Consider the following 19,205-nt stretch of genomic DNA (forward strand, 5'->3'; position numbering starts at 1 on the left):
GAGTATTTATGGCGAAAGAATCCACATCACAGGAGATTCTTTCAAAGACGAATCAAATCATCGAGGCGGGCAGGGAAAAGCCGAAAAGATACGGCATGAGAATCAACCGCCTTGACAGCAATCCGGCGACCCGTGTGAAATACGTCCTTGATGCAGTCGGGATGACACCTGCGGGGATGAATTACTCCGGAGGCGGGTTCGACTATGGAGACTGGGGAGACATTTGGTTTGTAAAGAACAACCGTCCGGTCATGCTGCGGACAGATGGAACGGTGGACTATGAACTCAATCATGATAACCATACCTTGAAACTTTCGGGCGGTGCGTCGGATGTTGCCAATGTATCATATGGCGGGAACGCAATGTCTGAAATTCCTCTGATTTGGGTCAAGCGTTATTCCATAGCGAACTATGATTATGTCATTTTCTGCGAAACGCAGTACGATGACACCTACAAGGCGTATGCACACACCGACGCAGACGGGAACATCCTGCCCGTGACCTATTTCCCGATGTATGAGGGAGCGGTCATCAATAACCGGATGCGGTCTCTTTCCGGGCAGACACCGACAGCGTCACAGACAGACGCACAGGAGACCACGGCAGCGCAGCAGAACGGCGACAGGTGGGATAAATTATCGTTTTCGGAAATCACTCTCATGTATGAAATGTGTACGATGATTTCGTGCAACACGAACTCACAGACGAAATTCGGGAACGGATGCAGCACAGCAGACAATTTCCTCCAAACAGGAACACTCAACGGGAAAGGACAGTTTTTCGGCAGCACATCCACGACGGCAGCAGTCAAGATGTTCTATTGCGAGAACTTTTTCGGGAATTACTGGAAACGTCTGCGGGGGCTGCTGCTGATTAACGGCGTGTATTATATCAAGCCCGTTCCTCCGTACAATTCAGAGGGTACGGGGTACATAAACACGGGGATGACCGTGAGCGGAACGTCCGGAGGATATATTTCAAAGATGGAACTTGCATCAGACATCGGCAGGATTCCGACCGTCGTGTCCGGCAGTGAAACCACATACGAATGTGACGGGTGTTGGTTCAATAATGCGATTGTCGCAGTTGCCCTGTTCGGTGGCTACCGTACCGACGGGTCGAGGTGCGGTTTGTCGTGCTGGCATGTGAACATCCCTGCGACGAGCGTGCGCACGAGCATCGTGGCGAGCCTTTCTTGTAAACCACCTGCACAAGCTGCGTAAGCAGCCGAGGGGGAACGGGGGAGATACTCCCCCGCAAAGGGAGGTTCGGAGGGCTTGCCCTCCGAGTGTTCCGGAAATTTCAGAATTTCCATGATAGTGGAAACACGGTGCATTTTACGCACAAACGAAAATTTTTGTGATAAAATCTCCGTCATGAATCAAAAGCCGATGACCCGACGTGACAGGGGATTCGGTGTGCGTCCTTGCCCTGTTCGGTGGCAACCGTACCAACGGGTCGAAGTGCGGTTTGTCGTACTGGAATGTGAACAACCCTGCGACGAACGTGAACACGAACATCGTGGCGAGCCAATCTTATCAATGACGGAGCGTATAACCAAAAGCACACCGTTTCCCTACACCGCAGGGCGTTGAAATACGCCTAACCAGTGGAAATTGTACCGACGCAGGCAGGGGCGAGTAAGTTCAGACAGAAAGTCCTTGAGGTGATAAGAAAGAATGGGTAAAAAGTCCGTCAATAACCTGTATAAGCCCATGTTAGAGCATGGCAATGTTGAGAAGAAATTTCACACGGCAGCACGGGGAAAGAGCAACCGTCCGGATGTCGCTGCGATATTAAACCCGAACAACATTCAATCACACGTCAATCTGGTCATCGAGCAGTTATCCAATACCGCACCGGAGGGGTACGGCGTACCCTCTCCGGAACGGGCATGGAAACCGACGAACCACGGGAAAGTCAGAATCAACGAGGGAACGACGAAAAAGACGAGAGACATCGAAAAACCAAGATATAATTATGAGCAGGTCGTTCATCATATTGTGGTTTCTGCCTGTTATGAAATATTCATGCAGGGGATGTATGAGTTTTCCTGCGGGAGCGTTCCGCACAGGGGCGCACATTACGGAAAGAAGTACATCGAAAAGTGGATAAGGACAGACGGGAAGAACTGCAAATATATCCTCAAGATGGATATTCGGCACTTTTTCGAGAGCGTTGACCATAGCGTTTTGAAAGAATGGCTTGCAAAGAAAATCAGAGACAAGAGGATGCTGCACATCCTCAATCTGATAATAGACGGAGCAGGGAATCCGGCAGGTGATGACCGGAAAGATGACAGAGGTTTGCCGTTGGGGTTCTATACATCACAGTGGCTTGCAAATTTCATGTTGCAGCCACTTGACCATTACATCAAAGAGGAACTCCGTGCGGTGCATTATATCCGGTATATGGACGACATGGTCGTATTTGGCAGGAATAAAAAGGAATTACACCGGATGCAGCAGTCAATCGCCCTGTTTCTGCGGGAACGGTTCAACCTTGAAATGAAAGGAAACTGGCAGGTGTTCCGGTTTGAGTATGTCGAGCGGAAATCCGGAAAGGTAAAAGGGAGACCACTTGATTTCATGGGGTTTGAGTTTCACAAGGACAGGACAATCTTGAGAGAGTCCATCATGTTAAGCTGCACGAGGAAAGTCAACAGGGTATCAAAGAAAGATGTCATCACATGGTATGACGCAACGGCTATCCTGTCATACATGGGTTACTTGACGCACACGGACACCTACGGAATGTATTTGCAGAGGGTCAAGCCTCATGTGAATGTAAAGAAGTTAAAGAAAATAGTCAGTAAGCACTCGAAAAGAGAGGAGAAAGAGAAACGTGAAAGAATGGAGAGAAGTGTTCGGAACGGAGACGGCGAGACCGGAGGAGTTCGACACACAGCAGTCGCCGACAACGGTGTATCAGAGACGGAACATAAAAAAGACGACCAAGGACGAGGAGGACGGAACGAAAGTGACCGGATGGCAGCGGGAGGAGCGGGAGTTGACCGTTGAGGAGTATCATCAGATGATGCTCATGCAGCAGGTTGTCGCAGAGAATACGCAGGGAATCGTTGCATCCGTCACGGAGTTTCAGAAAGGGGCGGTCATTGACGAGTACACAATGCAGTTGATTGAGGAGGGAATCATCTAATGAGAATGATTGCAGAAAGCATCAAAAGGTTGTATGTCAGCGGAAAACTGACAAAGGCACAGGTCGCCGAACGTGTGCAGAAAGGAAGTATTTCAGCGGAGGAATATGTCAGCATCACCGGAGAGGAATATCCGGAGGGTGAGGACGCATGACAACGCTTGAAATAATCTCACGGTTATGCGGTATCACGAGCGAACTGTCTGAAATCGTGAGGGCGCAGCAGGAAAACATTGAACGCTCAAAAGTGGAGGAGGAGGTCAAAGCGGAACTCCGTCAGATGGTGGACGGGGCAGAAAGGGAACTGGATGTCATGGAGTATCATTTGAGGAGAATCGTTGACACCGACGACGTTGAGGCGTTCGGAAAGGAGTAGGCGTTGACGGTTGAAATCTCACTTTTGTTGTCCGGAATCTCCGTTGCATTTGCAATCTTTTTCGGGATTTCCTCAAAAAGCAGGAATGACCGGAAAGATACGGAGCAGGAAACGGAGGACAGGGCAGCGACACACACGCTTTTGATGACGAAACTTGAGAACATCGGAGAGGATGTCAAGGAAATCAAACGGGATAATCGGGAAACAAGGTCAGAGGTGCAGAACCTCCGTGACAGGGTTGTCGCAGTTGAGCAGTCATTGAAAAGCTATCACAAGAGACTGGACGGGGCAAAAACCGACCAATAACAGGAGGGCGGGAAACAGGCAGGAATCAACAGCACAATGGAGGAACAAAAATGAGGATGACCAAGAGCGAGCGTCGCAGATACATCCGGCATCGGAAAAAGATGGAGCGGATGGCATTGCGGGCAGCGGAAAAGAAAGAAAAGGTCTCCGGTCAGTTCATGAATCGTGTTGTGATTGCGATGATTCTTGCAGCTTTTATCTTTACAGTCGTGATGATTTTTGTGTTTGTGAGAATAGGGTCAGAGCCGTCCACACTGATTGAAAATGTATTCAGATTTCTTTCAGTCGAGGGCGGGGCAATGGCACTCATAAAATCCGTTAAGACGGTGACGAGAAGAAAGTCAGAAAGTGAATCAGAGAATCAGCACGAGGACGAACCGGAGCAGTGTGAGGAGGAATGACGATGAAATTCATCACGGAGAACTGGTTTGCGCTTGTAGCGTTGGCAGCGGTGGCAGCAGCGGGAGGATATGCGGTATATACTTTCGTGAAAATGCCGTCCGATAAACAGTTGAAAAAGGTCAGAGAATGGCTGCTCTATGCAGTCACAAAAGCAGAGAAAGAACTGGGAGGTGGTACGGGTCAAATCAAACTGCGGTATGTATATGACATGTTTGTGGCAAGGTTCGGATGGCTTGCACAGGTCATTTCGTTTGAAATGTTCAGCATGATGGTTGACGAGGCTCTCGAAAAAATGAAAGGGATGCTTGTGAGCAACAAGGCGATGCAGGAACTTGTGAACGGAAAGCAGCAGGATGATGTTGACAATGGAGAAACGGAGGGGATGAAATGATTTCAAATTGCGGACATGATGAAAATAACAGATACAAGGGCGGGAAAGCCGGAGACCAGACCGGAGGAGAATGGGCGTTGATTAACTGGTACAATCGCCCGTGGAAATGCGTTCTCCGTCATCCGGATGCAAAAGTCCGGAAAATGATTTCAGATATAGCGACGGCAGCAGCAAAGAACAACAAAATCGGGTACGACCAAAATGAACGGTATACATTTTGGGAGCATTTAAAGGCGAGCAATTATGACCCTGCAAAAATCACGGTCGCTTGTGAGGCTGATTGCAGTTCCGGCGTGGCTGCAATCGTAAAGGCTGCGGGGTATCGGTTGGGAATCCAAAAGCTGAAAGATGTGAGCATTTACTGTTATACCGGAAATCTGCGGTTAGCTTTAAAGACGGCAGGGTTCGAGGTATTGACAGACAGCAAATATCTGACAGGCGATGCATATCTGTTTGAGGGTGACATCCTGCTCAATGATTCCTGCCACACAGCAACCAACGTGACAACGGGGGCAAAGGCTACCACAACGGAGCAGACGGCATCGAACGGGGCAACGGTAGTCACAAAGGTTGACGCTGCACAGAGCAAAGACAAGAGCCTCACCGGAACATATGCGGTCACGGCATCGGACTTTTTATCTCTGCGAGCAGGGGCAGGAACGGGAAAGACCGAACTTGCACGGATGCAGCCGAATGAGACGGTTCAGTGCTATGGATATTATACGAGCGTTTCCGGCGTGAAATGGTTGTACGTCGTGTATAAAGGAATCACGGGATTTTGCTCAAGTGCATATCTGAAAAAGAAATAAGGAGGACGGAATCATGTTATATTATTTAGGCAAAGGAACGGAGTTCAAGAAAGAAAAATGCAAGGAATACAAGACTATGGAGGGAGCGTTGAAAGCAGCAGCAAAGGACGAGACCCTCACCGTATGGGATGAAAACGGAAAGGTCGTTGGAGGACTGACTGACAATGTTCCGGAGGGGGCATTGAATACAAATCCGGATGGCAGCGTTCCGGCGTTCGATGGAGACGGAAATCCGGTCGGAACGGTTGACGCCGCCACGGTCGCAGCAGCGACGGGAGAGGACACGCAGAAACCCACCGGGGAGGGCGCAGAGACCGCCACAGAGGGGCAGAACGGGTCAGAGCCGGAAAAGAGTACACCGGAGACCGGAAACGCCGAAAACGGGGCGAATACAGAGCCGGAGGAGAGCGGTGTGGATTCTGGAAACGGCGACGGGCAGCAGGACACGCAGAAACCCTCCGGAGAGGGCGCAGAGACCGCCACAGAGGGGCAGAACGGGTCAGAGCCGGAAAAGAGTACACCGGAGACCGGAACGGGCGAAAATGGGGCGAATACAAAGACGGAGGAATGTGAGACAATCATCCCGCAGGGAACAATGAGAGTGACGGTCATTTGTGACGGCACACTCAACTTGAGACGTTCTGCTGACTGGGGGAACGATAATATCTGCGGTCGTGCAGCGAGGGGGCAGTCATACTATGTGAAAGCAATTCACACAGTACAGGGAAAAAAGATGGTGCAGACGATTGATGACATTTATCTGTCCGGACAGTCCGAACATGTGCAGTTTGAGCAGTTATAAACAAAGAGAACGGCGGGAGTGTGGATATTCCCGCCGTTTTTACTGTCCGGATGTTCATGCTACTAATTGATACCCACCGACAGGGAATCTTGATACACAGAACAGTAATGAAGTCATTGCGCTTTTGAAAAAAGCGTCTAAACGGTATGAGCAGACAATTATTATGATTACGCATAACCGGAGCATTGCATCTACTGCTGACCGGATACTGCAAGTGTCGGACGGTATCATAACAGATTTCGGGAGGTGCGGCGAATGAAAAGTTATCTTGAGTTAATTCCTATATCTGAAAAACAGCAGAAAAACCAAGGGAAGATGACATTGATTTGTATTGTGCTGTCCGTTTTTTTAGTGACTGCTATATTTGGTATGGTAGAAATGGCAATGCGAAGCCAGCAATATCAGGAGATTAAAATCGGAGGGAACTGGCATGTCATTTTTTCTGATATTGACCAAAAAACAGGAGAATTAATACAAAACCGCCCGGAAGTGAAATGCTCCAGCTGGTATGGTTATGTAAAAGAAACACATGGTTTTTCTGTTGGTGGAAAACCGATTGGCATAGCAGGAATAGATGGACAGGCATATGCTTCTATGTTCGAGCATGAACTGGTAGAAGGTAATTTTCCAACATCAGATCATGAAATTGTATTATCAGAATCTGCCAAGCCCATTTTAAAGGTGGAGCTTGGAGATGCGATTACTGTTGATGGTATGGGGGAAACCTTTACAATTTCAGGCTTTGCCGCCGCTTCGTCAAAGCAGATGCGTTATGACCGCTTTTCAGCATTGCTCTCCATAGAAACTTTCCGCCGGCATGTTCCGGCTAAAGATTATACGGAACAGCTTGTAGTACAATTATCTGCTTTCTGTAATATGCAGAAAGTAATTGCTGACATTACCCAAACATTTCATCTGGGTGAAAAACAGGTGGCAAAGAATGGAAATTTGCTTATCGTAATGGGGCAGAGCGATGATGATTTTGTTATCCAGCTTTACGGCTGTGCGGTTGTATTGTTCTTTCTGGTATTAACTGCAAGTGTATTGATGATTACAAGCAGTCTCAACAGTAATGTGGCGCGGCGGATAGAATTCTTTGGGATGCTTCGGTGTGTTGGTGCTACGAAAAGACAGATCATGCGTTTTGTACGCAGGGAAGGCTTACGTTGGTGCAAATACGCAATTCCGGTAGGATTAGCCGGAGGTGTTGTGACAGTATGGATTTTATGTGCTGCACTTAAATGGATCAGTCCGGTATACTTTTCAGAAATGCCTGTATTTCGCGTGAGCGGGATTAGTGTTGTCTGTGGAATTGCAGTAGGTTTTCTGACTGTATTGCTGGCAGCGCAATCGCCTGCCAGAAAAGCGGCTGGTGTTTCTCCTCTTATGGCGGTTTCTGGTAATGCTTATCAAACGAAGCCTATCAGAGCGGCAGCTAATACACATTTATTCAAGATTGAGGCATCATTAGGTATTCACCATGCGACATCAAACCGTAAGAATTTCATTTTAATGACATGTTCGTTTGCAATAAGCATTATTCTTTTTTTGGCGTTTTCTCCGGCGATTGATTTTATGAGCCATGCCATTAATGCCGTGGAGCCTTACACGCCGGATATTTCTATTATCAGTAAGGATAATTCGCTTTCTGTGCCAAAGGAGTTAGCGGAACAATTTGAAAATCTGGATTATGTGAAACAGGCATATGGCAGAATGTTTGCCTATGATATACCGGTTGAAGGAGACCGGCAGATTAATTTGATTACTTATGAAGAACAACAATTTAAGTGGGCGGAGGAAAATCTGATAGAGGGTTCTGTTGAAAAAGCAGTTTCCACAAATAATGCAGTGTTAGTCGTTTATAATTCGGGCTATGTATTACATACAGGTGATAAAATTAGCTTGAATATAAATAGCATATCACAGGAGTTAGAGGTTGTTGGCATTCTTTCAAAAAGTCCATTTTCAAACACTCCGGGAACCGCCAATATCATTTGCACAGAAGACACATTTCAGAAACTTTTTGGAGAAGCACAATATACGATTATGGATTTGCAGCTTGGGCGGGGAGCGACCAATGAAGATGTAAATGTTATCCGGGAGATGGCTGGTACAGAGTTTACTTTTTCAGACCGTCGTCAGAGCAATCAACAGGCAGTTGGAAGCTATTATTCGTATGCATTGTTTATTTATGGTTTTTTGGTTGTCATAGCTTTGATTACGGTATTTAATGTTATAAACAGTATTAGTATGAGTGTATCTGCCCGTATAAAACAATATGGTGCTATGCGTGCTATTGGTATGAGCAGCCGACAGCTTGTAAAAATGATAATGACAGAGGCAGCAACATACTCGTTTGTTGGGAGCTTAACAGGCTGTCTGGTCGGATTGCCCGTACACAAATATTTATTTGAGCATATGGTGACTGGACGTTGGGGTGATCCGTGGAGGATACCGGTTCCTGTTTTAGCTATTATGGTTTTATTAGTAGTTATAACTGCGCTTATTGCTGTGAGAGGACCTGCCAGACGTATTCATAATATGTCTGTTATTGATACAATCAGCGCACAATAAATGAATTAACATACGATTTCGGTTGTAGTAAATGCGGGGTGACTGACTATGAAAAAAATCTTAATTGTAGATGATTACCCTGATATTTTAGAGGGATTAAGCTATGTTCTGAAAGACCATTATGAAGTAACAACCGCTGGCAATTTGACAGAAGCCAAAAAGGAAGTGTCAACTACTGTATTTGATGTGATTTGCTCTGACTATGCTATGCCGGACGGAACCGGGCTTGAACTGTTAGAATTTTGCAGACAGGAAAAGTTTACTATGCTGTTTATCCTTATGTCTGCTATGCGGGAAGAACGTATTGTTATGGGAAGTGAATTGTTAGTAAAGTGGGTTTTGCCAAAAACAAGTGGAAGAAAAGCTGGTGTGCAGGTGGTTCTTATAAAATGAATATGGTAAAATTTTATAAGAAACGAGGTAAGGCTATATGGAAAAGAAAATTTATATCACAGAGGAAGAACGGACAAAGTGTCAAAAGGTGGCAGATGCGTTTGCAGAGCTGTATGAGATGGAGAATATCGTAGTGCTTGATGTAGGCAGGTATGGCTTTGTAATGCTAAAATATTATAATCTGCCACATGGTTTTGAAGATGCCATAACTTTTACAGACAGTGTGGAACTATTTGAAGATTTGTGGGAAGAATGGCTGAATACAAAACTGTATTTACTGGCAAAAGGCACACCGTTGCTGGAGAAGGGCTATAAAGGTGTGTTTGAGGGTTTGCCGGAAGAAATACAGTCGGAACTTATCATGAGGAAAGCTACTTTTGCAAAAGCGGCAGAGATATATCTATAATGTTGTTTTTGTGAGGAAAATGGAACGGTAGTTGGCGAATAATCAAAGGTTAGAAAGGCTCTGTGAGATGCAGAGCTTTTCTTATTTGTGTTTTATGAAAAAATGGAATGAATGAGTGGGATTTCGCCGTAATCGGCATTGTGGAAATGTCGTATAACTGGCTATCTTATGGAGTTGTGGGTAACTCTGTTTGCAGGATGTGGGAAAGCTGCACTTTGCTTTTCCATGTCCTGTGAATAGAGTTATCCATGACGGAATAGTCAGTTATGCACATTTCCATGATGCAGTTTTTATGGCAAGTCTGTTCATTTTACAAAAATTTGACATAAGTTATGTTTTTGATTTTACAAGCAGTATTTATGATAAAAAGCGTAGAAGAAAATATCACAAAGAAAAAAGGAGAAAATTATTATGAAAAAAATTGTTACTTTTGTTGCCACTTTATCACTTGCACTCGTAGCTATGACCGGATGTGGGAAGGCGGACAGCAAAACAGTATCTACGGATGGCTCAACCTCTATGGAAAAAGTAATCGGTGCTTTGGGCGAAGCTTTTGAGGAAAACAATTCCGGTGTAACCTTTACATATAACCCTACCGGTTCCGGCTCCGGAATTACGGCTGTGGCAGAAGGACGCTGCGATATTGGTCTTTCCAGCCGTAACTTAAAGGAAGAAGAAAAAGCGCAGGGATTGACTGAAACGGTGCTTGCGCTTGACGGGATTGCTGTCATTGTAAATCCGGATAATCCGGTAAATGACCTTGACCTTGAAACGATTAGCAGGATTTATAGAGGGGAAATAACAAACTGGCAGGATATAGGCGGCAATGATCTGGAAATTGTCCTGATTGGACGTGAAGCCGGGAGTGGTACAAGAGATGGCTTTGAATCCATTACGGACACGGAGGATGCCTGCAAATACCGTCAGGAGCTTACATCTACCGGGGATGTGATTACAACGGTGGCAGGCAATCCGGCGGCAATCGGATATGCTTCCCTTGCATCTGTAAAGGATACGGTAAAAACCCTTTCTGTCGGCGGTATTGTACCTGCGGAGGAAACGGTAAAAGATGGTAGCTATGTGGTGCAGCGTCCGTTTGTGTTAGTGACAAAGAGCGGCGCAGAGCTTTCGGCAACTGCACAGAAATTCTTTGATTATATTACTTCATCTGAAGCAGGTGAGATTATCTCATCTGCGGGTGCAGTACCAGTAAATAAATAATCCGGCGGATTATGAAAGGTTTTGGAAGGTGAAGTCAAATGAACAAAAAACAGTTCATGGAGAATGCCATACATGGCATATTCCTGATACTTGGTCTGATTACAGTTGGCTGTGTACTCCTGATTACTGTTTACCTTGTCATATCAGGGATTCCGGCTATCCGAAAAATAGGAGTTTTGAATTTCCTTTTCGGGAAGAAATGGGCTTCTACAGCAGCACAGCCGCAATATGGGATTTTTCCGTTTATCCTTACCAGTATTTATGGTACGGCTGGCGCAATCGTACTTGGAGTGCCAATTGGCTTTATGACAGCAGTTTATCTTGCTAAGATTGCGCCGTTAAAAATAAAAACCGTTATTGAAACAGCGGTAAGTTTATTGGCTGGCATTCCGTCGGTAGTTTATGGGCTTGTGGGAATGATGGTGCTTGTGCCAGGGATACGGATTGTTTTCCATATCCCCGATGGAGCCAGCCTGTTTGCTGCTATCATTGTACTTGCAATTATGATATTACCCTCAATCATTAAAGTGTCGCTTACGGCATTAGAAGCTGTTCCAAAGGAATATGAGGATGCTTCCCTTGCGCTTGGTTCGACACCGATTGAAACATACTTCCGTGTATCCGTTCCGGCGGCAAAAAGCGGCATTGCGGCGGCTGTTGTGTTAGGCGTTGGCAGGGCTATCGGCGAGGCTATGGCTATTATGATGGTGGCGGGGAACGCCCCAAATATGCCGAAAATTTTTCAGAGCGTCCGTTTCCTTACAACCGCTGTGGCAAGTGAAATGTCTTATGCGGCTGACGGAAGTTTACAGAAACAGGCATTATTTTCGATTGCGTTGGTTTTATTCCTCTTTATCATGCTGATAAATGCCGTATTAAATTTCTTTTTGAAACAAAGCAAGGAGTAAATATAGATGGAAAAACAATCAATTTCCCTTAGAAGGAAAACATATATTACAGCCATGCGTGTGTTGATGGGGATTTCCGTATGCATTACTTGTGCATTGGTATTATTTTTGATTGGTTATGTATTGTGGAAAGGGCTGCCGAATGTATCCTGGGAGCTGCTTACTACGAAACCGAGTTATCTGTCTGACCGGATCGGGATACTGCCGGATATTCTTAACACAGTCTATATTGTAGCGGCAACTTTGGTATTTGTTCTCCCGCTTGGAGTTGGTGCGGCGATTTATCTTACAGAATATGCCAAAAATAAGAAACTGGTAGAAATGATTGAGTATGCAGCCGAAACCTTATCAGGGATTCCGTCTATTATTTATGGACTTGTAGGTATGCTGTTTTTCTGTCAGTTTTTTGGTATGAAAACTTCCCTCTTAGCGGGGGCATTTACTTTGGTAATCATGAATCTGCCTACGATTATGCGCACAACGCAGGAAAGCCTGAAAACAGTACCGCAAAGTTACCGTGAAGGTGCTTTTGGGCTGGGAGCTGGAAAGTGGCGTGTGATTTATACCGTTGTGCTTCCAGGTTGTATTGATGGAGTCATAACAGGCTGTATATTGTCAGTGGGGCGAATTTTGGGAGAATCAGCGGCACTTCTTTTTACGGCTGGTTTTGCCCATGCCCTGAACGGGATTCTTGAAGGGCTTGGCAGTGCAGGGGCAACATTGACGGTCGCATTATATGTCTATGCAAAAGAAAACGGGGAATTTGGTATAGCCTTTGCAATTGCCGCTATCCTGATGATTTTGACCATGTTCATCAATCTGTCGGCTGCACTGGCGAGCAGATATTTCCAAAAAAGGAGAAATGTATGAATAATATAATGAATCATGACAAAAATCCTGCCATGGTGGTAAAAGACCTGTGCCTGTGGTATAGCAGTACACAGGCTTTGAAAGATGTAAATATTGAGATTGAAGGACAGAGCATTACGGCACTGATTGGCCCCTCCGGGTGTGGGAAGTCTACTTTCCTTAAATCGTTAAACCGAATGAATGACCTTATCGCTGGTGTACGGATTACAGGAGAAGTGTATTATAGGGGCGATAATATTTTTGATGCAGATGTCGATGTCAATGAGCTTCGCCGCAGTATTGGCATGGTTTTTCAAAAGCCGAATCCTTTTCCTATGAGCATCTACGACAATATTGCTTACGGGCCGAGGACACACGGAGTGAAAAATAAGGCAAAATTGGACGATATAATAGAACGCTCTCTGCGTGGGGCGGCAATCTGGGATGAAGTAAAGGACAGGCTGAAAAAATCGGCATTAGGACTGTCAGGCGGTCAGCAGCAGCGGCTCTGCATTGCCCGTGCATTAGCGGTAGAGCCGGATGTGCTTCTGATGGATGAGCCTACAAGCGCACTTGACCCTATTTCCACATCTAAAATAGAGGAACTTGCAATGGAACTTAAAGAAAAGTATACTATTATCATCGTAACGCACAATATGCAACAGGCTGTGCGGATTTCCGATAATACGGCTTTCTTTCTCCTTGGCAATTTAATTGAGTATGGAAATACGGAAAAGATGTTTGAGCAACCAAAGGACAAGCGGACGGAGGATTATATTACGGGGAGGTTTGGATAATGAGAAGTCGTTTTGATGAACAGCTTGTTATGCTGAATAAAGAGCTTACCCAAATGGGGGCAATGTGTGAGGAAGCGATTGCCGATGCTTCAAAAGCATTAACTATGGGCGACATAAAGCTGGCAGACAAGGTTTTATCCCTTGATGGAGAGATTAACCGGATGGAGCGCACAATCGAAACACTGTGTTTGAAACTGCTGTTACAGCAACAGCCGGTAGCAAGGGATTTACGGCAAATATCTGCAGCCCTTAAAATGATTACTGATATGGAGCGTATTGGAACACAGGCGGCGGATATTGCGGAAATTATCACGTTTCTTGACGGAAGGACTGGAGGGGAATGTGAACAGATCCGGTTTATGGCAGATGCGGCGAGCCAGATGGTTACAGAAAGCATTGACGCTTTTGTAAAACAGGATGTAGTATTGGCTGGTGCGGCGATTGACCGTGATGATGTGGTTGACGATTTGTTTTTACAGGCCAAGTCATCTCTGATTAAGCTGATAGCAGAAAAACCGACAGACGGAGGATATGCGCTGGATTTACTGATGATTGCCAAATATTTTGAGCGTATCGGGGATCATGCGGTAAATATTGCAGAGTGGGTGGCTTTTTCCGCGACAGGAGAACATAAAGGAGCATGATTATGAAAGTATGGTGTGTGGAAGATGATGACAGTATCCGGGATATTGAGGTATATACGCTTAATTCCACTGATTTTGAAGCAAAAGGATTTTTGGATGCAATAGCCTTTCGTGACGCTTTATCTATGGAAAAGCCGGATTTGATAATTCTTGATATTATGCTGCCCGGAGAGGATGGCGTGGAACTGCTGAAATTTTTAAAAGACAGCCCTGACACTTGCAGGATTCCCGTCATCATGGCAACTGCAAAAGGCATGGAGTATGATAAAATCCAGAGCCTTGATTTAGGTGCGGATGATTATCTTGTAAAGCCTTTTGGGATGATGGAGATGGTTTCCCGTGTGAAAGCGGTACTCCGCCGGTGCAATCCTACAGAGGTAGAACATCTTTTGAAAGCCGGGGGGCTTGTTGTCAATCTGGACGAACATACAGTTTCCATTGATAATGAAAGAATACAGCTTACCTTAAAAGAATTTGAACTTCTCCGGCTGTTCCTTTCCCGTCCGGGCATCGCATTTTCCCGTGACCAGCTTTTTAATGACATATGGGGAGCTGATTATGTCAGTGAAACGAGAACGGTTGATATGCATATCCGTACTCTGCGTGTAAAACTGGGGGATTATGGGAAAATGATTGAAACAGTGCGTGGTGTTGGTTATAGGTTAGAGGTGCAGGCATGACAAAGAAAATTTTTAAATCAATTATGGTTGTAGCGGGGGCTGTCCTGATTGCAAGCCTTGTTATCATCATGGGATGTCTTTACAGTTATTTCAGTAATGTTCAGGGAAAACAGTTGGAGGATGAACTGTCTTTAGCTGCCATAGCCGTTGAAAAGGATGGACGGAACTATCTGGAGGAATTACAGTCAAGGGAGTACCGTCTGACATGGGTTGCTGAAAATGGAGATGTTATATATGATACACAGTCTGACGGGGAAAGTATGGAAAACCATGCGGACAGGGAAGAAATTCAAGAAGCCCTGCGGAATAAAGAGGGAAAAAGCTCACGTTATTCCACGACTCTTTTAGAAAAAACACTTTACTGTGCAAGGCGGCTTAATGATGGTTCAGTATTAAGGATTTCTGTCAGCAGCGTTACGATATGGGTGCTTGTTTTGGGGATGATACAGCCGATTTTAATTGTAGTTGTTGTAACACTCATTTTATCAGGAGTATTAGCAAGCCGTATTTCTAAACATATCATGGAGCCGTTAAACAGACTTGATTTAGAAAAACCGCTGGAAAACGATACTTATGAGGAGCTGGCTCCCCTATTAAACCGTATCAATAAACAGCATAAGCAGATTGATATGCAGTTGTCGGAACTCCAAAGGAAAAATGATGAATTTGCACAGATTACATATGGCATGACGGAAGGGCTTGTCCTTTTGAATGAGAAAAATATAATTCTGAACATTAATCCTGCCGCGCTGAAGCTGTTTCATACGAAACGTTCCAGCATAGGTAAAGATTTTCTGACAGTAGAGAGAAGCCATAATGTGAGCCACGCCATACAGGACGCATTTTCAAGTGGACACAGCGAAATCCGCATAGAACGTGAGGGAAAAGAGTATCAGATCCATGTCAACCGCATTGAATCTAACGGTATTGTAATTGGGGCGGTTGTTCTTGCCTTTGATATAACAGAAGCAGCTTTCGCAGAAAGGAACAGACGGGAGTTTACTGCCAACGTATCACATGAATTGAAAACTCCGCTGCAATCCATAATGGGGAGTGCGGAGTTAATGGAGAACGGTCTTGTAAAATCGGAGGATATGACACGTTTTGTAGGGCATATCCGCACAGAGGCAGGGCGGCTTGTAACATTAATTGATGATATTATCCGTTTATCCCAATTAGACGAGGGATGCGATATGCCGTTTGAAAATGTTGATTTATGTGAGATCGCATCTGAGGTGATGGCAGGACTGGCAGATATAGCAGCGGCAAAAGATATTGAAGTGGCTTTAACAGGAAAAAAGGTTTATATTAAAAGTGTCCGGCGGCTCTTAACAGAAATTATTTTTAACCTCTGTGATAATGCTATCAAGTATAATAAGAATGGCGGTACGGTAGAAGTAGCTATAAGCAGTCAGGAAAATAGTGCCTCGATTACGGTGAAGGATTCGGGAATCGGCATACCGCCGGAACATCAGGCAAGAATCTTTGAACGATTTTACCGTGTAGACAAGAGCCGCTCTAAGGAATCAGGTGGAACGGGATTAGGACTATCTATTGTAAAACATGCTGTACAATACTTGAATGGCAAGATTGAACTGCAAAGCAGCCTGGGGCAAGGAACGGTTATACAGATTATTTTTCAGCAAGATAAAAGTGATGTGGTGCAGTTTTCCTAAAAAACCTGTATTTTACATAATGAGGATTATGCCTATTTGCTAAATATGGAAACAATAAAAGTTTGTGGTCAAGACACATATTTGTGCATTCCTTTTGTAGCAACTATTTTAAGGTTGGCTGATATAATAGATTTTGACCCTAAAAGAACACCATTTGTTTTATTTTCCCATTTGGCTGTGAAAAATCCAGTTTCATTATTGGAATGGAAGAAACATCAGAGTATAAATGCATGGACAATATCGTCAAAAAAACTTATATTTTCAGCTCAATGTGAGCATCCTGCAATTGAAGCAGCGATACTTGCATTTTGTAATCAAATTGATGAAGAATTAAGAAATGGAACAGTCATTCTTTCCAATCTATCGGATGATGGAATGGATATAGATATGGAAATTTATAAGATACCATTACCACCACAAGTTGATAGAAGAAAAATTCAGGCTAAGAAAAATATTATTACAGGAAAACCTATATATCGTTACCATGACACAAAATTTTCTTTAAGTAAGAAACAAATCATTGATTTATTAATGGGAACAAAATTATATGGAAAGCCAGAAGTGGCTTTGCGTGAGCTATTGCAAAATTGAAATAACTATAAGTGAAAATGTACTTAAATCAATAAGCCTCTACAAAGAAGAAGATCTTGAGCGAGTAGAATCACAGAAAAGCAGGTTGACTAAATAAATACATGACAGATAAATTCTACATTTTAAGTTTGAATTTCATCAAATACAAGGAATATACCTTGTATTAGTAAAGAACGGAATATTGGTAAACTACTTAAAAAAGATACTCGCCTTTTTAGTGAAATTGGCAAGTATCTTTTTTGTAGAGCCTTAAATTTATGACATTGCATATGCACCTTTGTTTTGTCCCGCTGACGGAGGACGGCAGGCTCAGTGCCAAAGATATTATAGGCAATAAAAAGAAGCTGACATGGTGGCAGGATGAGTTTTGGAAACACATGGTCAAGAAATTCCCGGATTTGGAGCGCGGCGAAAGCGCCAGCCTGACCGGGCGCGACCACATTCCGCCCCGCGTGTTTAAGGAGATGACCCGGCTGACCAAACAGAAGGAGAAACTGGGGCAGCTGCTCACTGGAATTACTCCATTTAATGCAAAAAGCCGGGCGGAGGAAATCTGCAAAATTTTGGACACATATCTTCCCGGCGTGGAAAAGATGGACACGCTGCTGCGGAAATATGGTGTGGCTTTTACGAAAACAGCATCTGAAAACAAAAAGCTGAAAACGAAAAATGCCGAACTGGAAGAATCTCTTGCATCGGCGCAGAAGGTTAGCGCCCTAAAGCAGATCGTAGACCTCAAGCTGCGGCGCGACTATGACAGTGCCGTGGCGATATTGGAGCAGATACCGCCAGAAGTATTGGAACTTTATAAACACCCGCATAAAAAAGAAAGGGAAACTGCCTATGATCGATGAATGGAGCGGTTTTGCAGACCTGCTGGCCAACCTGATTGAGAAGTACGCTTCGGAGTTGGATGTTGAGAACCTGCCTGCTCCGGCGGTTCCGCTTGAGGATCAGGACAGCGCGGCAACGGGCAAAAAAGAATCTGTTTTCAAGCCGGAAGCAGTTGCAGGCAAAATCGCTGCATGATACAATAGACGTGATATAAGAGTCCAAACAAGAGAGCGACGGCCATTTTCTTCGCTCTCTTGAAACATAGAAAATGTAATCGGATAGGAGCGTGAACAAATGGCGGAAGATAAGAACAGACCGGATCAGAGCCAGGGCGAGATTGTAATTTATCAGGCCGAAGATGGGCTCACAAAGGTAGAGTGCCGGTTTGTAGACGAGACTGTTTGGCTGACGCAGCAGCAGATGGCGGAATTGTTCCACACGTCCAGAAGCAACATTGTGGAGCATATCGGCCACATCTATGAAGAAGGCGAATTGGATGAGGTTTCAACCTGTCGGAAATTCCGACAGGTTCGAATGGAGGGCAACCGGCAAGTAACCAGAGAGCTGCCTTTCTATAATCTGGATATGATCATTTCTTTGGGGTACAGGGTAAAATCCTTGATTGCCACCCAGTTTCGCCGGTGGGCCACGGAACGCCTGAAAGAATATATGATCAAGGGCTTCACGATGGACGATGAGCGCCTGAAAAATTTGGGCGGTGGCAACTACTGGCATGAACTGCTGGAACGGATTCGGGACATTCGTTCTTCGGAAAAAGTGATGTATCGTCAGGTGCTGGACTTGTACGCCACCAGTGTGGACTATAACCCCAGGAGCGCGGAATCTGTTGCGTTTTTCAAAATGGTGCAGAACAAGCTCCATTATGCAGCGCACGGACATACGGCTGCGGAAGTGATCTATGAGCGGGCCGATGCGGATAAGCCGTTTATGGGGCTTACTACTTTTTCGGGGGATTTCCCCACGGCAAAAGATATTGGAATCGCTAAGAATTATCTGACAGAGGAAGAACTGCGGGTTCTGAATCAGATGGTATCCGGTTATTTTGACTTTGCCGAGGTGCAGGCTATCCGTCACCGGCCCATGTATATGAGCGATTATGTGGAGCAGCTGGACAATATTCTTCGGGCAACCGGCGAAGAAGTGTTGACCCATGCAGGAAAAATCAGTCATGCACAGGCGATGGAAAAAGCAAAAGCGGAATATAAACGCTATCAGGCACAAACTCTTTCCCCTGTGGAGGAAGAATATCTGAAGACCATTAAGCAGCTGGGAAAAACGGCCAAGACAGAGGCGGAAAAGCAGGATGATTCTTCTGACCCAAGTTAAGAACGACCAATCCATTTTTTGATTGGCACCACATGAGGAAGAT

The 19,205-nt window shown here is 45.0% G+C and carries 24 protein-coding genes and 1 pseudogene; all 25 read left to right on the forward strand.

The genetic code is table 11. The features are described 5' to 3' along the window. Positions 1-1,223: hypothetical protein (locus VV089_RS00850; protein WP_334334584.1), on the forward strand; the 1,223-nt coding region annotated here is incomplete at its 5' end. 456 nt (positions 1,224-1,679) lie between these two features. Next, on the forward strand, positions 1,680-3,020 hold the full coding sequence (locus tag VV089_RS00855) for an RNA-directed DNA polymerase (protein WP_334334585.1): 1,341 nt from the start codon (positions 1,680-1,682) through the stop codon (positions 3,018-3,020). Further along, the gene (locus tag VV089_RS00860; protein WP_334334586.1) at positions 2,980-3,159 is read left to right on the forward strand and encodes a hypothetical protein; all 180 of its coding nucleotides are present in this window, start codon (positions 2,980-2,982) and stop codon (positions 3,157-3,159) included. Before VV089_RS00855 ends, VV089_RS00860 begins: the two co-directional genes overlap by 41 nt. Further along, positions 3,159-3,311, forward strand: a complete 153-nt coding sequence (locus VV089_RS00865) for an XkdX family protein (RefSeq protein WP_334334587.1) — start codon at positions 3,159-3,161, stop codon at positions 3,309-3,311. Before VV089_RS00860 ends, VV089_RS00865 begins: the two co-directional genes overlap by 1 nt. Next, positions 3,308-3,532 carry a hypothetical protein gene (locus VV089_RS00870; RefSeq protein ID WP_334334588.1) on the forward strand — a complete coding sequence of 75 codons (225 nt, stop codon included), beginning with the start codon at positions 3,308-3,310 and terminating at the stop codon, positions 3,530-3,532. Before VV089_RS00865 ends, VV089_RS00870 begins: the two co-directional genes overlap by 4 nt. Before the next feature lie 3 nt (positions 3,533-3,535). Continuing rightward, positions 3,536-3,838 carry a hypothetical protein gene (locus tag VV089_RS00875; RefSeq protein ID WP_334334589.1) on the forward strand — a complete coding sequence of 101 codons (303 nt, stop codon included), beginning with the start codon at positions 3,536-3,538 and terminating at the stop codon, positions 3,836-3,838. Between the two features lie 50 nt (positions 3,839-3,888). Continuing rightward, complete coding sequence (locus VV089_RS00880; protein WP_334334590.1) at positions 3,889-4,239, forward strand: hypothetical protein; 351 nt, start codon at positions 3,889-3,891, stop codon at positions 4,237-4,239. A 2-nt stretch (positions 4,240-4,241) separates the two neighbouring features. Beyond that, complete coding sequence (locus tag VV089_RS00885) at positions 4,242-4,631, forward strand: hypothetical protein (RefSeq protein ID WP_334334591.1); 390 nt, start codon at positions 4,242-4,244, stop codon at positions 4,629-4,631. Continuing rightward, positions 4,628-5,440, forward strand: coding sequence for an SH3 domain-containing protein (locus VV089_RS00890; protein ID WP_334334592.1), 813 nt, complete (start codon positions 4,628-4,630; stop codon positions 5,438-5,440). The genes VV089_RS00885 and VV089_RS00890 overlap by 4 nt, the downstream gene beginning before the upstream one ends. A gap of 13 nt (positions 5,441-5,453) precedes the next feature. Further along, positions 5,454-6,242 (forward strand): hypothetical protein, encoded by a 789-nt coding sequence (locus VV089_RS00895; protein WP_334334593.1) that lies wholly within the window; start codon positions 5,454-5,456, stop codon positions 6,240-6,242. Between the two features lie 76 nt (positions 6,243-6,318). Next, positions 6,319-6,501 (forward strand): annotated as a pseudogene (locus tag VV089_RS00900) (ABC transporter ATP-binding protein); the annotation flags it as partial. Next, a complete protein-coding gene (locus VV089_RS00905) occupies positions 6,498-8,816 on the forward strand; it encodes an ABC transporter permease (RefSeq protein WP_172543847.1) in 2,319 nt (772 codons plus the stop codon). The pseudogene VV089_RS00900 and the gene VV089_RS00905, both read left to right, overlap by 4 nt. 48 nt (positions 8,817-8,864) lie before the next feature. Then, entirely contained in the window at positions 8,865-9,209 is a 345-nt protein-coding gene (locus VV089_RS00910) for a response regulator (protein WP_172543848.1), read from the forward strand. Between the two features lie 37 nt (positions 9,210-9,246). Further along, a complete protein-coding gene (locus VV089_RS00915) occupies positions 9,247-9,615 on the forward strand; it encodes a hypothetical protein (protein WP_334334594.1) in 369 nt (122 codons plus the stop codon). Positions 9,616-10,026: 411 nt separating this feature from the next. Continuing rightward, complete coding sequence (locus VV089_RS00920; RefSeq protein ID WP_016230359.1) at positions 10,027-10,836, forward strand: phosphate ABC transporter substrate-binding protein; 810 nt, start codon at positions 10,027-10,029, stop codon at positions 10,834-10,836. Positions 10,837-10,874: 38 nt separating this feature from the next. Further along, positions 10,875-11,744, forward strand: a complete 870-nt coding sequence (gene pstC, locus VV089_RS00925) for a phosphate ABC transporter permease subunit PstC (protein ID WP_004057104.1) — start codon at positions 10,875-10,877, stop codon at positions 11,742-11,744. 6 nt (positions 11,745-11,750) lie between these two features. Next, positions 11,751-12,614, forward strand: a complete 864-nt coding sequence (gene pstA / locus VV089_RS00930) for a phosphate ABC transporter permease PstA (RefSeq protein WP_334334595.1) — start codon at positions 11,751-11,753, stop codon at positions 12,612-12,614. Continuing rightward, positions 12,611-13,390, forward strand: a complete 780-nt coding sequence (gene pstB / locus VV089_RS00935; protein ID WP_004057100.1) for a phosphate ABC transporter ATP-binding protein PstB — start codon at positions 12,611-12,613, stop codon at positions 13,388-13,390. The genes pstA and pstB overlap by 4 nt, the downstream gene beginning before the upstream one ends. Then, positions 13,390-14,034 carry a phosphate signaling complex protein PhoU gene (phoU, locus tag VV089_RS00940; protein ID WP_334334596.1) on the forward strand — a complete coding sequence of 215 codons (645 nt, stop codon included), beginning with the start codon at positions 13,390-13,392 and terminating at the stop codon, positions 14,032-14,034. Before pstB ends, phoU begins: the two co-directional genes overlap by 1 nt. Positions 14,035-14,036: 2 nt before the next feature. Beyond that, complete coding sequence (locus VV089_RS00945) at positions 14,037-14,714, forward strand: winged helix-turn-helix domain-containing protein (RefSeq protein WP_016230362.1); 678 nt, start codon at positions 14,037-14,039, stop codon at positions 14,712-14,714. Next, positions 14,711-16,390 (forward strand): sensor histidine kinase, encoded by a 1,680-nt coding sequence (locus tag VV089_RS00950; RefSeq protein WP_150838719.1) that lies wholly within the window; start codon positions 14,711-14,713, stop codon positions 16,388-16,390. Before VV089_RS00945 ends, VV089_RS00950 begins: the two co-directional genes overlap by 4 nt. A gap of 9 nt (positions 16,391-16,399) precedes the next feature. Further along, complete coding sequence (locus VV089_RS00955) at positions 16,400-16,981, forward strand: HD domain-containing protein (protein ID WP_442891533.1); 582 nt, start codon at positions 16,400-16,402, stop codon at positions 16,979-16,981. Positions 16,982-17,250: 269 nt separating this feature from the next. Beyond that, entirely contained in the window at positions 17,251-17,835 is a 585-nt protein-coding gene (locus tag VV089_RS00960) for a plasmid recombination protein (protein WP_334336193.1), read from the forward strand. After that, positions 17,825-18,010, forward strand: coding sequence for a hypothetical protein (locus VV089_RS00965; protein ID WP_172541484.1), 186 nt, complete (start codon positions 17,825-17,827; stop codon positions 18,008-18,010). Before VV089_RS00960 ends, VV089_RS00965 begins: the two co-directional genes overlap by 11 nt. A 99-nt stretch (positions 18,011-18,109) precedes the next feature. Continuing rightward, entirely contained in the window at positions 18,110-19,162 is a 1,053-nt protein-coding gene (locus VV089_RS00970; protein WP_172541483.1) for a virulence RhuM family protein, read from the forward strand. Positions 19,163-19,205 lie beyond the last annotated feature (43 nt).

This window comes from Candidatus Merdisoma sp. JLR.KK011 (assembly GCF_036941125.1).
Classification (GTDB): Bacteria; Bacillota; Clostridia; order Lachnospirales; family Lachnospiraceae; genus Laedolimicola.

Bases quoted from the DNA above. Each gene is read 5' to 3' on its own strand.
- VV089_RS00945 (WP_016230362.1), top strand. From the start codon at position 14,037: ATGAAAGTATGGTGTGTGGAAGATGATGACAGTATCCGGGATATTGAG.
- VV089_RS00885 (WP_334334591.1), top strand. From the start codon at position 4,242: ATGAAATTCATCACGGAGAACTGGTTTGCGCTTGTAGCGTTGGCAGCG.
- VV089_RS00865 (WP_334334587.1), top strand. From the start codon at position 3,159: ATGAGAATGATTGCAGAAAGCATCAAAAGGTTGTATGTCAGCGGAAAA.
- VV089_RS00910 (WP_172543848.1), top strand. From the start codon at position 8,865: ATGAAAAAAATCTTAATTGTAGATGATTACCCTGATATTTTAGAGGGA.
- VV089_RS00895 (WP_334334593.1), top strand. From the start codon at position 5,454: ATGTTATATTATTTAGGCAAAGGAACGGAGTTCAAGAAAGAAAAATGC.
- VV089_RS00880 (WP_334334590.1), top strand. From the start codon at position 3,889: ATGAGGATGACCAAGAGCGAGCGTCGCAGATACATCCGGCATCGGAAA.
- pstA (WP_334334595.1), top strand. From the start codon at position 11,751: ATGGAAAAACAATCAATTTCCCTTAGAAGGAAAACATATATTACAGCC.
- pstB (WP_004057100.1), top strand. From the start codon at position 12,611: ATGAATAATATAATGAATCATGACAAAAATCCTGCCATGGTGGTAAAA.
- VV089_RS00890 (WP_334334592.1), top strand. From the start codon at position 4,628: ATGATTTCAAATTGCGGACATGATGAAAATAACAGATACAAGGGCGGG.
- VV089_RS00965 (WP_172541484.1), top strand. From the start codon at position 17,825: ATGATCGATGAATGGAGCGGTTTTGCAGACCTGCTGGCCAACCTGATT.
- pstC (WP_004057104.1), top strand. From the start codon at position 10,875: ATGAACAAAAAACAGTTCATGGAGAATGCCATACATGGCATATTCCTG.
- VV089_RS00915 (WP_334334594.1), top strand. From the start codon at position 9,247: ATGGAAAAGAAAATTTATATCACAGAGGAAGAACGGACAAAGTGTCAA.
- VV089_RS00905 (WP_172543847.1), top strand. From the start codon at position 6,498: ATGAAAAGTTATCTTGAGTTAATTCCTATATCTGAAAAACAGCAGAAA.
- phoU (WP_334334596.1), top strand. From the start codon at position 13,390: ATGAGAAGTCGTTTTGATGAACAGCTTGTTATGCTGAATAAAGAGCTT.
- VV089_RS00870 (WP_334334588.1), top strand. From the start codon at position 3,308: ATGACAACGCTTGAAATAATCTCACGGTTATGCGGTATCACGAGCGAA.
- VV089_RS00950 (WP_150838719.1), top strand. From the start codon at position 14,711: ATGACAAAGAAAATTTTTAAATCAATTATGGTTGTAGCGGGGGCTGTC.
- VV089_RS00920 (WP_016230359.1), top strand. From the start codon at position 10,027: ATGAAAAAAATTGTTACTTTTGTTGCCACTTTATCACTTGCACTCGTA.
- VV089_RS00855 (WP_334334585.1), top strand. From the start codon at position 1,680: ATGGGTAAAAAGTCCGTCAATAACCTGTATAAGCCCATGTTAGAGCAT.
- VV089_RS00970 (WP_172541483.1), top strand. From the start codon at position 18,110: ATGGCGGAAGATAAGAACAGACCGGATCAGAGCCAGGGCGAGATTGTA.
- VV089_RS00960 (WP_334336193.1), top strand. From the start codon at position 17,251: ATGCACCTTTGTTTTGTCCCGCTGACGGAGGACGGCAGGCTCAGTGCC.